The following is a 12,938-nucleotide window of genomic DNA, read 5'->3' as shown; positions in this document are numbered from 1 at the left end:
GGGTTCATCCTGAGCATCGGCGGCGCCGAGCAATCACATGTGAACCTGGCCGATCCCTCAGAGATCTTCTACGAATACCTGCGCAGGATCGGGCATGTGGTGGACCTGGCGGCCGAGCCCGGACAACCCATCAACGCCCTCCATCTTGGTGCCGGTGCCCTTACCTTGGCGCGCTATATCCAAGCCACCCGCCCCGGCTCGGAACAGTACGCCGTGGAGCTTGAGCGCGAACTTCTGGACTTCGTGCTTCAGAAGCTGCCCATGCCTGACGGCACCATCCTCACCACGCACATCGGCGATGCCCGAGACTCCCTAGGTGAGCTTCCCGCCCAAGTGGGGTTCGACGTCGTGATTCTCGATATTTTCTCCGGACCGGAAGCCCCTGCCCACATCGCCTGCAGGGAATTCTACGAAGAAGCAGCGGCGCGGCTGCGGCCCGACGGCGTGTTGATCGTCAACGTGGGCGACGAACCTGCGCTGACTCTGGTACGCAGCCAAGTGAGCGCACTGCGCCAAGCCATGGCTGATGTTGCAGCCTTCGCTGAAACAGGAATGTTTGCCGGCCGCTACCCCGGCAACATCATCCTGGTGGGCACCCGCAAGCAGTGGTCTCCGGAATGGACAGCTCAGCTACTGGCCCGCGGCCCCCACCCCGCAACCGTCCTCACGGGCGTGGAGCTGGACAAGATTACTGCCTAGGGCCCGCGAGCGTTAGGCAGGCTCAGCGAACCACAGTTTGGTCTCCCCGTACTTCTTGTCGGCAAAACACTCCAAACCCTGAGGCCAGAGCGGTTCCGGGCTCCGCGAACTCCGTTCCACCACTACAACGGCACCGTCTTCCATATGCGGCGCCAGTTTCTCCAGCACAGCACTCAGCGCCGCCTCATCCAAAGGGTACGGCGGGTCAAGAAAGACCAGATCCCACCTGTCTGCATCGCTTGCCCGCTCCAGGAATGACTCCACCTTGGATCGGTGCACGGAGACCGCCCTGCTGCGCAGCAGCTGGTTCACCAAGTCCGCATTACGCTGGCAGACATCGCTGGCCTTGGCATCGAACTCCACCAGATCCACGCTCCGGGCGCCTCGGCTGGCACTTTCAATACCCAAGGCTCCAGAACCGGCATAAAGGTCCAGAACCCGGGCGTCGTCAATGACGGCCAAGGATTCCAGACGGGAAAACAGAGCCTCCTTGACCCTGTCCGTGGTTGGTCGCGTGGCCGTCCCAGGGACGCTGGTCAGCGGGTTTCCACCCCCAACGCCGGCAATAATGCGGCTCACCGGGATTCTCCGCGTGCGAGCATCCAGGAATCTCTAACCGCGCTCAAGGAACGCCTCCTTCTCAGGGTTCAAATATTCGTCAATAGCGGCGGCCAACGCCGGCTGATGGTCCAAGGACACGTCTTCCGATACGAGGCGTTGGGCGTCAGTACGTGCACGGGCGATGACGTCTTCGTGCTCAAGTACGCGGAGCAACTTCAGCGTGGACCGTCCGCCCGATTGCGAAGCACCCAGGATGTCCCCTTCCCTTCGGAGTTTCAAGTCCTCCTGGGACAGCTCAAAACCGTCAGTTGTTGAAGCAACGGCATCGAGCCGCCGACGACTCGGATGCCCGGGTTCCAAAGTAGTCACCAACAGGCAAGTGCCCGGCAATCCCCCGCGGCCCACCCTGCCACGCAGCTGGTGGAGCTGCGAGATACCGAAACGGTCGGCATCGAGGATCACCATGAGCGTGGCATTGTGGACGTCCACGCCCACCTCAATGACGGTGGTGGACACCAGTACTTTGGTGTTGTTGGATGCGAAGGACGCCATGGTCTCGGACTTCACCTGGGGATCCTGCCTCCCATGAAGCGGGGCAACGGGGACGCCGGCCAGCGCCGGCTCCTGCAGGAGGGCGTCGACGACGGAGGTCACCGATGCCAGTTCCCGCGCCGGGCCTTCGTCCGCGAGCTCGGCCTCGCTTGGTTCCGCTTCGCCCGGACTGAAGTCGCCGTCGTCGTCCGAACCGATCTTGGGACACACCACGTAGACCTGGTGACCGGAGTCCACTTCTTCGCGTGAACGCTTCCAGATGCGGTCCACCCAGCCTGGATTTTCAGCGAGTCCCACCACGTGCGTGGAAATAGGTGCGCGCCCGGCGGGAAGCTCATCAAGAATGGACGTCTCAAGGTCGCCAAACACTGTCATGGCAACCGTACGAGGAATCGGAGTGGCCGTCATGACCAGCAAATGTGGAGGCCGCTGAGCCTTTGCGCGGAGGGCATCACGCTGCTCCACGCCAAAGCGGTGCTGCTCATCCACCACGATTAGTCCGAGGTCCTGGAAGCTGGTTTTGTCGCTCAGCAGGGCATGGGTGCCAATGACGATTCCCGCATTCCCGGAGGCCGCATCCAACATAGCCTGCTTGCGTGCAGCCGTGGGCATGGAACCGGTCAGGAGCGTTACTTGCACGGCTTCCTGAGCCGCGTCACCGCCAAGCATGCCCGCACCGCCAAAGATCTGATCGCGGGCCAGCACCCCTAGAGTCTTTCGGATGGAGTGGAAATGTTGGGCCGCCAACACCTCAGTGGGCGCCAGCAGGGCAGCCTGGCCGCCTGCGTCAACCACCTGCAGCATGGCCCGTAGGGCGACGATCGTCTTGCCCGAGCCCACTTCACCCTGCAGCAGCCTGTTCATGGGAGTATCTCGCCCGAGCTCTTCAGCCAGTGTCTTTCCGACGGCGGCCTGGCCGGAGGTCAGCGTAAAAGGGAGGTTTTGATCGAACTTGCTGAGCAAACCGCCCGCGCGCGGCCGGCGCGCAGTGGCTTCCTCAGCGGCGAGCTGCGCGCGCCGGCGTGCCAGCGCCGTTTGCAGCACGAGGGCTTCCTGAAATCGGAAGCGTTCTTGGGCCCGTTGCCAGTCCTTGGCTGTTTCGGGTGAATGGATCAGACGGTATGCCTCAGCCACGCTGAGCAATGCGTCCCTTCGGACGATGCTTTGCGGCAAGGGATCCTGCAGGGAATCCAGGTCCATGGTCTGGAGCAACGCTGTTATCACTTTGTGAATGGACCAGCTGGTCAGCTTAGCCGTTGCAGGATAGACGGGAATAGGCATGGCCGCGAGCTTTTCGGGGTCTACGGCGCCCTCGGCTTCAGGGTCCTCATCCAGCAGAAGGAAGTCCGGGTTGGTCAGGCCAAGAGCCCCACCGTACCGGGACACCTTGCCCGAGAACATGGCCCGCCGCCCAGCCAAAAGTTCTGCCTTCGCCCGGAATCCGTTGAAAAAGCTGACCTTCAAGGTACCTGGTACGCCGCCGCCCCCGGCCTCATCGGTGACCACCACATCGGTGATGGAACCACGCCGGGCCCGCATCTGGCGCGTGCTGTTGGACAGCACGCGGGCAATCAACGTGACCTCCTCATCCAGGGGGAGTTTACTGATGGGCGTCAGCTCTCCGCGGCTCAAGTACCTGCGCGGGAAATAGTTCAGCAAAGCCCCGGTGGTCTTAAGGCCCAGGTGTTTGTCGATGACAGCCGCAGAGCGCTTTCCAATCCTGCGTTCGAGGGGCAGTTCCAGTTCAGAATTCATGCCGTGACTGGCCTGGGACGTTGACGGCTTCGATACCGCTGCCATTGGCACCACCGGAGCTTTCCTGAGAGGCCGGCTCGTTGTCGCGGGGTATCGCCAACTGGCTTACCGCGATATCCGTCGGTTCTCCCAATGAGCGGATAAGGGCGACAGCCGGCTCCGGATCGGGAACATGTACGTGAACGCGCCAACGATAGCTGACTTCGACGCCGGATTCGTCGTCGTCATCATCGCTGCTTTGGGCACCGCCAACCTGGCTCATAATCACGGATTCGCCCATCTCGTCCAAACGTTGGCGGAGAATAGCCGCATTCAAGGGCGAAAGGTTGATGGTGCACATGACTTCCACACCGTCATCGGCAGGCATGTGCTCATGGATGTGGGGGTCCTGCATTTTGTATCCGTGGAGGCCGTCCAGAAGTTCATCCTGAAGTTCCTCCCCCAAAACGGCAGCACGAAGGCAATCGAGCACCAGCAGCATGCCCACGCCCCCTGCATCCACAACGCGCGCTTCATGCAGCTGTGCGAGCTCGTCCTCTGTCCGGACAACAGCTTGGTAGGCGGCCTCCACCACGGCGTCAAGTGAAAGCCCCAAGGCATGGTTGCTGTCATCGCCGCTCTGGGAGGCGTCCACTGCTTGGGCAGCATGGGCGGCCGCCTCCAGGACGGAGAGCATAGTGCCGGCAACCGGCTCACTGAGCGCGGACCAGGCCCTGATCTGCGCCCTGTTCAATGCGGTGGCAAGCAGTGGTGCACTGAGGCGCGATTTACCAACCAGAGGCTCTGCGGCGGCGCACAGGAAAACGGCAAAGAGCGTGCCCGAGTTACCCCGTGCTTGTTCCATGGCTGCCTGCCCGGCACGCGACAGCAAGGCGCCGACATCGTTGCCGGTTTCCGCGGCATCAGTTGCCGTGCCACCCAAAGCAGTGACGGCTGCCCGGACGGTGAGATAGAGGTTGGTTCCGGTATCGCCATCGGCAACAGGAAAAATGTTAATCGCGTTGAGACGGTCGCTGTGATTGCCGAGGACCACCTCCGCCTTGCCGAGCCAACGTTTCATGGCGTGCGCATTCGCGGCGATCTTAGTCTGCAAAGTGATCCCATCCAACGGTGTCAGCAGTTTGCCCGGAAATCCGGACGCCACTGCCTGGCGGCTCGACAACGGCTTGAACCGAGCCTATCGCAGTGAAGCCCCGCGGCAGCTGTATATCTGCCGGGAAAGTGGCAAGCAAACCATGGTCTTCTCCCCCGCCCAGTACCCATCGCATAGCGTCATCGCCAAGCAAGGCAGCTGCTGGTTCCAACGTGGCTGCATAAGTCTCCAAGGCCGCAGAATCGAAATTCAGGATCACGCGGCTTGCTGCGGCCAGGCGGCTGCCGTCGCGCATCAGGCCATCGGAGATGTCCAACATGGCGGTGGCACCCGCGCGCGCAGCCAGAGGCCCGGCGAGCAGTGGTGGCAGCGGCCTGCATTGGTTGTCCACCAGGATCCGCAAGTCAGCAGACAAGCTGTCCAAGGAAATCTCGCTTTCCAACAGCGCCCACCCGGCAGCTGCCCTTCCCAGCGTTCCCGAAACAGCCACTATGTCCCCGGGTTTGGCGCCGGACCTCAGCACCGGCGCGAGGCCGGCGAGCGTGCCGACGACGGCGACAGTCACTGCAAGCTCCCGGCCACGGCCCAGGTCCCCGCCAGCCACGGAGCAGTCCGGTGCTCCCAGGCCACTAATCGCCGCCGTAAGGCCATCGGCAAACGCTTCAACCCATTCGACGGGCGTGTCCGGTGGCAGGGTAAGGCTCACCACCATACTGGTGGCACTGCCACCCATGGCGTTGATGTCGCTGAGGTTTTGCGCCGCGGCCTTCCAGCCGACGTCGTATCCGGTGGTCCGATAGCCGTTGCGCCACTCAAGCCTGAAGTCCTGGTCCTGGGTCTGGGTGTCGATGGAGATGAGGGTACGGCCGTCCGGTGCTGCGATCAGGGCAGCGTCGTCGCCGGGTCCCAGGAGAACGCCGGGGCTATGGTGCAGTCGCGGGAAGATCCGGGCAAGGAGCGCGGACTCCGTTAGGTCCTGGACGGTCAACTGATCTACTGGCACTGCACTCGATTCTTCTCTTGACACGGATCTCCACCCTTTTCCAGGTACTGCATAACGCTATCGCGCTCCACCGACAGGATAATGCGGCACTCCCTCTGGCGTTCCAGCAGGAATGTGACCCTGGCAACGCGTATCTTCCAGCCCGCGCGTGCGGGATAGGCTGGATGGATGCACCGTAAGACCCTCCGCCGGACAGCTCTGGCCATCGCCCTGGCTTCGGCATCCGTCACCGCTTTGTCGGCCTGCTCCCCGGCCGTGGACGTCACGGCCGCCGCGGACGCGGCCAATCCTGCTTGCGCACCCATGATGGTGGCCCTGCCAGACCAAATCGGTGATGCGGCCCTTCGCAAAACCAACAGCCAGGCCACAGCCGCATGGGGAGATCCTTCTCAGGTTATTCTCCGCTGCGGCGTGAACGTTCCAGGTCCCACCACAGACCGTTGCGTGAGCGTCAATGACATCGACTGGGTCATCAAGGAAGGCGATCCCGTCTATACCCTGACCACCTTCGGGCGCGAACCCGCCACGGAAATCCTGATTGATCCGGTCAAATTGGAGGCAGCGAACATCAGTTCGGCTACCGTGCTCACCGAACTGGCAGCAGCTGTTGGCAAGATCAAGGCAACCGGAAAGTGCGTTGGCCAGGAAGACCTTCAGAACCTGCCGTCAGCGCAGTAGGCAATCAACCAGGTCAGCGCAGGCCCGTTTTGCGGGTCAGCGCCAGATGGATCAATTCGTCAATCAGATCCCCGTAGGCAAGGCCGGATGCGGCCCACATTTGCGGGTACATGCTCTTAGGCGTGAAGCCGGGCATCGTGTTGATCTCGTTGATGATGAGCTCGCCGGCCGGGGTGTAGAAGAAGTCCACACGGCTGAGGCCTTCTGCCCCGACGGCGTCGAAAGCGACGGCGGCAAGTTCGCGCACACGCGCGATTGCCTCATCCGGCATATCGGCAGGGCAGCTCAGGGCTGCGGCCCCGTCCTCCACGTATTTGGCGGCAAAGTCATAGAACTGATGCTCTCCTTCTGCCACGGCAATTTCACCGGGCATTGAAGTACGGGGAGCATCGGTGCCACGGCCTTGAAGGACCGCGCATTCGATCTCACGGCCCACGATGCCGGCTTCAATGACAAGCTTCAGGTCGTGGCGTCGCGCTTCCTCTATGGCAGCGTCCAGCCCATCCATCGAGTCCACTTTGGAAATACCCATGGACGAACCCGCGCGGGCAGGCTTGACGAACACGGGGAACCCAAGCTTGTCCACCCGCTTACGAACTGCCTCGGAGTCAGTGCTCCATTCGCGGTCCGTGACAGCCACGTACGGGCCCACGCTTAGTCCGGCGGATTCAAACACCACCTTCATGAAGTGCTTGTCCATTCCCACAGCCGAGGCCAGCACACCGGCTCCGACATAGCGGGTGTCCGAAAGCTCCAGGAGGCCTTGGACTGTACCGTCTTCTCCCCACGGCCCATGCAGCAGGGGAAAGACCACGTCCACGGCACCCAATTCCAAGGGAACGGCGTTGGGCTCGGTCACGATGAGCTGATGCTCACCACCCACCTCGGCCAAGGTGACGGTTTTACCCGACGGCGCCACCTCGGGAAGCGCTGCGGAGCTCAAGGACCAGTCGCTGGTGTCGCCCGAAGCGAGAACCCACTGACCGGATTTGGCGATGCCGATCGGTATGACCTCGTACTTGTTTTTGTCGATCGCGCCCATCACGCCAGCGGCAGTGACGCAGCTGACTGCGTGTTCGCTGGAGCGCCCCCCGAAGAGGATTGCTACACGGGGACGGCCCGTCACGGGGGTGGATTGGTCAGTCACCATCAGTAGTCGCCTTCGGACTTCAGTGCCCGGGCCAGCAGTCGCGGTCCCAGATCATCAACGGACATTCTGCCTTCCAGCACTGCCACGACGGCGGCCGTAATCGGCATTTCTACATTCAACTTGCCAGCGAGCTCATGTACAGCCGGGCCCGATTTGATGCCCTCGGCTGTTTGTGTCATTTGTTCGGCAACTTGCTCGAGGCTGAGGCCTTCTCCAAGCAACCTCCCGGCGGTGTGGTTGCGTGAGAGAGCTGACGAGCATGTGGCAACAAGATCCCCCAGCCCGGCAAGGCCGGCCATGGTGTGAGCTTCTCCGCCGAGGGCCAGCGCAAGCCGGGACGTCTCGGCGAGTCCTCGTGTGATCACCGACGCTTTGGTGTTGTCGCCCATCTGCTTGCCTTCGCAAATTCCAACGGCAAGGGCAATCACGTTCTTTACGATCCCGCCGATTTCCACGCCCACAACGTCAGTGCTGGTGTAGGGCCTGAAGTACGGTGCCGTGCAGCACAAGGCTATGGCAGCAGCGGTGTCCGCGTCGCTGCAAGCAACAACGGATGCTGTTGGTTGCTCCCTGGCGATCTCCATTGCCAGGTTAGGACCGGAGACCACTGCTACGCGGGACGCGGGAAGACCCAACTCCTGGGCGATGACTTCGCTCATCCGGGCGTCCGTGCCCAGCTCGAGGCCCTTCATCAAAGAGACAACCACGGCGTCGGGTGCAAGCAAGGGCTTCCATTCCCCGAGTTGTGGCCGCAGGGATTGGGCGGGCACGGCGAGGACCACCAAGGTGGCGTCCTTGAGCACCTCGGCCACATCCGTGGAGGCGGTGACTGAAGGCGGGAGCACTATGTCTTTGAGGTATTGCTCGTTGCGGTGCGAAGAGTTGATCTGCTCAACCACCTGGGAGCGGCGACCCCAGATCCGGATGCTGCGCTCGGATCCGGTTGCTGCAGCGGCATCGGCCAAGACCTTGGCAAACGTGGTTCCCCAGGACCCCGCACCCAAAACTGCCACGATATCCGGTGTATTGACGGTACCGTCCACAGTGGTCATTTGCCGTCATCCCCTTCGTGCTCGTCAAGGGAGCCCTCCTGGGTGAAGCGGCCGTGCTTGGACTGTTTGTGGACAGCCGGATCCCAGCGCTCAGCCGGCGCATCTTCTCCGCGAAGGGTTTCAAGAAGTTCCGTGATCGCATCCATGATGACCTCCGTGGCCGCCGTCAGCGTTGTACGGTCCATGGGCCGGTCGCTGAACGCACTGAGATCAACGGGCTTACCCACAAGCACGCGCACAGTTTTGCGAGGGAAGATGTGGAACCGCTTGGCGTACCGCGGAAAAACTTCCTGTGCACCCCAGTGCGCCATGGGTACCACGGGCGCGCCGGTCTGCAGGGCAAGCCTGGCGGCCCCGGTGTGGCCCTTCATCGGCCACAGATGGGGGTCGCGGGTCAGGGTGCCCTCGGGATAGATAATGATTGCGCCGCCGGCGTCCACTACCTCTTTGGCGACTTGAAGCGAGCGGTTCGCTCCCGCCGTCGAGCGTTCAACCGGAATTTGCCTGGTGGCGCGCAACAGGGCACCCAACACGGGAACCTTGAAGAGGCCCGTCTTCGCGAGGAAGTGCGGTGGCCGCTTCTGGTTGTACACCATATGCCCGATCACGATGGGGTCGATCTCGGTGCAGTGGTTTGGTACTGCGATGAAGCCGCCGGATGGCAGGTTCTCCATGCCTTCCCACTTCTTGGCCATCAGGAGATTCATCAGCGGACGCGCGAGACCGGCCAGCAGCATGAATGTTGCACGGCTCTTGGCCGATTCCTTCAAAGGAGCCCCCGCTACTTGGTGGTGGTGATATCGAAATCGGCGCCCAGGCCGGCCAACTTCTCGGTGAAGCGCTCATAGCCGCGATTGATGATGTCGATGCCCGTAACCCGTGAAGTTCCCGTAGCAGCAAGCGCTGCGATGAGGTGGCTGAAACCGCCCCGGAGATCAGGGATGTCAATATCGGTGCCCCTGAGTGGAGTGGGACCTGAAATGACTGCTGAGTGGAGGAAGTTCCGCTGTCCGAACCGGCAGGGAACACTGCCCAGGCACTCACGGTGTACCTGAATGTTCGCACCCATTCGCGCAAGGGCTTCGGTGAATCCGAACCGGTTCTCGTAGACCGTCTCGTGGACGATTGAGACGCCCTCGGCCTGCGTGAGGGCAACCACCAACGGCTGCTGCCAGTCCGTCATGAATCCGGGGTGGACGTCCGTCTCCAGGACGAGCGGGGAGAGTTTGCCGCCCTGATGGTAGAAGCGGATGCCGTCATCGCCAATGTCCATGCCACCGCCCACTTTGCGGTAGGTATTGAGGAAGGTCATCATGTCCCGCTGCGAAGCGCCCTCAACATAGATGTCGCCCCGGGTCACCAAAGCAGCCGAAGCCCAGGACGCGGACTCGTTGCGGTCCGGGAGTGCGCGGTGGTTGTATCCACGCAGGTCCTTGACGCCTTCGATCCGGATGGTCCGGTCCGTCTGGACGCTGATGATGGCGCCCATTTTCTGCAGGACAGCTATGAGATCGATGATCTCCGGTTCCGTGGCCGCGCCAATGAGTTCGGTGATGCCCTCCGCACGCGTTGCACTCAGCAGCACCTGCTCGGTGGCCCCAACCGAGGGGTATGGCAGGGAAATTTTGGCTCCGTGAAGGCCGTTCGGGGCAGAGATGTGGATGCCACCGGGGCGCTTTTCCACCACGGCACCGAACTGCCGCAAAACGTTCAGGTGGTAGTCGATGGGCCTGTCGCCGATCTTGCAGCCACCCAGATCCGGGATGAATGCCTCGCCGATCGCATGGATCAGGGGTCCGCACAGCAGGATGGGAATCCTTGAATCGCCCGCGTGTGCATCAATTGCTGTGCTGGAGGCCGTCTTCGCATCCTTGGGATCCAAGGTGAGGTCGCCCGAAACCGGATCCTTAACGACGGTCACGCCATGCAGCTGCAGCAGGCTGGTGACTACCTCTACGTCCTTGATTTCCGGCACATTCCTCAGCACCGATGGCTCGCTGCCCAGCAACGCCGCCACCATGGCCTTGGGCACCAGGTTCTTGGCACCGCGAACGGTCACTCGTCCGGTTAACGGGACGCCACCGCGGATTGTCAGAACACTACTCATCTATACCGGTTTCCTCACGACTACTCGCCCCCCAAACTTACAAAGGCTCCAGCTAAGCATAGAAGCTCGCTTTACCGATCCGAAATGGAACCGCCCAACGGCCCGCCGATCAGGCCCCTGAAGCACACCGACGAAAAAGGACCGGCCGGCCCTCCCAAAGGGGCCCGCCGGTCCGTTATCCGCAAGGTTGCGACCTCACAGCTGAGGCTACTGGGCTTGAACCTTCGCTGGCAGCGTCTTCGGCTTGAAAGACGGGCGCGTGGCCTCGTACGCCGTGATGTCTGCCTCATGCTGAAGGGTCAGGCCGATGTCGTCGAGGCCTTCCAGCAGGCGCCACCGGGTGTAGTCGTCAATCTCGAACGGCGCCACTACATTGCCGCACTCAACCGTCTTGGAGACCAGGTCCACCTTGACTTCGGTACCGGGGTGGTTTTCCAGGACCTTCCAGATCAACTCAATGTCGTCCTGGGCTACCTGCGCCGCCAGCAACCCCTGCTTTCCGGAGTTTCCGCGGAAGATGTCTGCGAAACGTGATGACAGAACAGCTTTGAAGCCGTAATCCTTCAACGCCCAGACGGCGTGTTCGCGGGATGACCCCGTACCGAAATCGGGGCCGGCCACCAGGACGGAGCCTGCGCTGAACGGGGCTTGGTTCAGGATGAAGGACTCGTCTTTCCGCCAGGCGGCGAACAGCGCGTCCTCAAACCCTGTCCGGGTGATGCGCTTAAGGTACACAGCGGGGATGATCTGGTCCGTGTCCACGTTGCTCTGGCGCAGGGGAACGCCGATGCCGGTGTGGGTAGTGAATGCTTCCATGGGATCCTCCTAGACTGCGGTTCCGGTCAGTGTGCCTGCGGCAGCGGACTCGAGGTCCGACGGCGAGCTCAGCCTGCCTCGGACCGCCGTGGCGGCGGCCACCACCGGCGAGACCAAGTGCGTGCGGCCGCCCTTACCTTGGCGTCCCTCGAAGTTGCGGTTGGATGTTGAGGCGCAACGCTCCCCCGGCTCCAACTGGTCCGGGTTCATGCCCAAGCACATGGAACAACCAGCAAAACGCCATTCAGCGCCAAAGTCCTTGAAGACCTTGTCCAGGCCCTCTGCTTCGGCTTCGAGCCGGACACGGGCTGATCCGGGAACCACCAGCATGCGAATGTTGGGGTCCTTTTCACGGCCACGGATGATGTCTGCAGCAGCGCGCAGGTCTTCAATCCGGGAATTGGTGCAGGAACCCAGGAAGACCGTATCCACACGGATGTCCTTCATGGGAGTGCCGGCCTCCAGGCCCATGTACTGCAGTGCGCGCTCAGCGGCTGCCTTGGCATTCTCATCACCGAAGTCCTCGGGCGAAGGCACCTTGGCGGACAGCGAGACGCCTTGGCCCGGGTTGGTTCCCCAGGTCACGAACGGCTCCAGGGTGTCAGCGTCGAGGTCAACTTCGACGTCGAAGGTCGCGTCGGCGTCCGTGTTCAACGTGTTCCAGTACTCGACGGCGGCATCCCAGTCGGCGCCTTCGGGGGCGTGGGGGCGGCCCTGCATGTAGTCGTAGGTGGTCTGGTCCGGAGCCACCATACCGGCGCGGGCGCCGGCTTCGATGGACATGTTGCAGATGGTCATGCGGGCGTCCATGGACAGCGCACGAATGGCGGAGCCACGGTATTCCAGGACGTATCCCTGACCGCCGCCGGTGCCGATCTTGGCGATGACGGCCAGGATGATGTCCTTGGCGGTGACGCCGGGGCGCAGGGTACCTTCAACGTTGATGGCCATGGTTTTGAACGGCTTCAAGGACAGGGTCTGGGTGGCCATGACGTGCTCCACCTCGGACGTGCCGATGCCCATGGCCAACGCCCCGAAGGCCCCGTGGGTTGAGGTGTGCGAGTCGCCGCAAACCACGGTCATACCCGGCTGAGTCAGGCCCAGCTGCGGACCCACTACGTGCACGATTCCCTGTTCCTTGTCACCGAGGGAGTGCAAGCGGACGCCGAATTCCTTGCAGTTTGCGCGGAGGGTTTCAATCTGGGTACGGCTGGTCAGGTCCGCAATTGGTTTGTCGATGTCCAGCGTGGGAGTGTTGTGGTCCTCGGTGGCAATCGTGAGGTCTACCCGGCGCAAAGGCCGGCCGGCCAGGCGCAGGCCTTCAAATGCCTGCGGGGACGTTACTTCATGGACAAGGTGCAGGTCGATGAAGAGAAGGTCGGGCTGGGCATTGGCTCCTTCGCCTTCACCTTTGCGCACTATGTGCGCGTCCCAGACCTTCTCGGCCAGTGTCTTTCCCACGGCCTTGCTCC

The 12,938-nt window shown here is 62.2% G+C and carries 12 protein-coding genes; 2 read left to right on the top strand and 10 right to left on the bottom strand.

The window, feature by feature from the left end; genetic code table 11:
- The first annotated feature begins 39 nt into the window (after positions 1–39).
- Entirely contained in the window at positions 40–699 is a 660-nt protein-coding gene (locus HAV21_RS03075) for a fused MFS/spermidine synthase (RefSeq protein ID WP_142938750.1), read from the top strand.
- Positions 700–711: 12 nt separating this feature from the next.
- Here HAV21_RS03075 and rsmD read toward each other — a convergent pair whose 3' ends face one another.
- The 4 genes from rsmD to HAV21_RS03055 are packed head-to-tail and all read right to left on the bottom strand — an operon-like array spanning position 712 to position 5,663.
- A complete protein-coding gene (gene rsmD / locus HAV21_RS03070; RefSeq protein WP_223940465.1) occupies positions 712–1,278 on the bottom strand; it encodes a 16S rRNA (guanine(966)-N(2))-methyltransferase RsmD in 567 nt (188 codons plus the stop codon).
- Between the two features lie 33 nt (positions 1,279–1,311).
- Positions 1,312–3,567, bottom strand: coding sequence for an ATP-dependent DNA helicase RecG (locus tag HAV21_RS03065; protein WP_166840301.1), 2,256 nt, complete (start codon positions 3,565–3,567; stop codon positions 1,312–1,314).
- Positions 3,557–4,627: a DAK2 domain-containing protein gene (locus tag HAV21_RS03060; protein WP_166840299.1), complete on the bottom strand. Its 1,071-nt coding sequence runs from the start codon at positions 4,625–4,627 to the stop codon at positions 3,557–3,559. Before HAV21_RS03060 ends, HAV21_RS03065 begins: the two co-directional genes overlap by 11 nt.
- Positions 4,628–4,649: 22 nt before the next feature.
- A complete protein-coding gene (locus HAV21_RS03055; RefSeq protein ID WP_166840297.1) occupies positions 4,650–5,663 on the bottom strand; it encodes a thiamine-phosphate kinase in 1,014 nt (337 codons plus the stop codon).
- Between the two features lie 168 nt (positions 5,664–5,831).
- Here HAV21_RS03055 and HAV21_RS03050 point away from each other — a divergent pair, with 168 nt between their 5' ends.
- A complete protein-coding gene (locus tag HAV21_RS03050) occupies positions 5,832–6,341 on the top strand; it encodes a DUF3515 family protein (protein ID WP_142938745.1) in 510 nt (169 codons plus the stop codon).
- 13 nt (positions 6,342–6,354) lie between these two features.
- On the opposite strand, the gene HAV21_RS03045 is transcribed toward HAV21_RS03050, so the two are convergent.
- The 6 genes from HAV21_RS03045 to leuC all read right to left on the bottom strand — a co-directional run bounded on the left by HAV21_RS03045 (position 6,355) and on the right by leuC (position 12,927).
- The gene (locus HAV21_RS03045) at positions 6,355–7,491 is read right to left on the bottom strand and encodes a D-alanine--D-alanine ligase family protein (protein ID WP_142938744.1); all 1,137 of its coding nucleotides are present in this window, start codon (positions 7,489–7,491) and stop codon (positions 6,355–6,357) included.
- Positions 7,491–8,543, bottom strand: coding sequence for an NAD(P)H-dependent glycerol-3-phosphate dehydrogenase (locus HAV21_RS03040; protein WP_166840295.1), 1,053 nt, complete (start codon positions 8,541–8,543; stop codon positions 7,491–7,493). Before HAV21_RS03040 ends, HAV21_RS03045 begins: the two co-directional genes overlap by 1 nt.
- Positions 8,540–9,313, bottom strand: a complete 774-nt coding sequence (locus HAV21_RS03035) for a lysophospholipid acyltransferase family protein (protein WP_142938742.1) — start codon at positions 9,311–9,313, stop codon at positions 8,540–8,542. The genes HAV21_RS03040 and HAV21_RS03035 overlap by 4 nt, the downstream gene beginning before the upstream one ends.
- 11 nt (positions 9,314–9,324) lie before the next feature.
- Entirely contained in the window at positions 9,325–10,650 is a 1,326-nt protein-coding gene (gene murA / locus HAV21_RS03030) for a UDP-N-acetylglucosamine 1-carboxyvinyltransferase (protein WP_091468167.1), read from the bottom strand.
- Between the two features lie 207 nt (positions 10,651–10,857).
- A complete protein-coding gene (gene leuD, locus HAV21_RS03025) occupies positions 10,858–11,466 on the bottom strand; it encodes a 3-isopropylmalate dehydratase small subunit (protein WP_142938741.1) in 609 nt (202 codons plus the stop codon).
- A 9-nt stretch (positions 11,467–11,475) separates the two neighbouring features.
- A complete protein-coding gene (leuC, locus tag HAV21_RS03020; protein WP_166840899.1) occupies positions 11,476–12,927 on the bottom strand; it encodes a 3-isopropylmalate dehydratase large subunit in 1,452 nt (483 codons plus the stop codon).
- Positions 12,928–12,938 lie beyond the last annotated feature (11 nt).

The organism is Paenarthrobacter sp. MSM-2-10-13, from assembly GCF_011605365.1.
Lineage (GTDB): Bacteria > Actinomycetota > Actinomycetes > Actinomycetales > Micrococcaceae > Arthrobacter.
The sequence above is the reverse complement of the archived record's forward strand: the minus strand, read 5'-3'. Positions and strand labels throughout refer to the sequence as shown.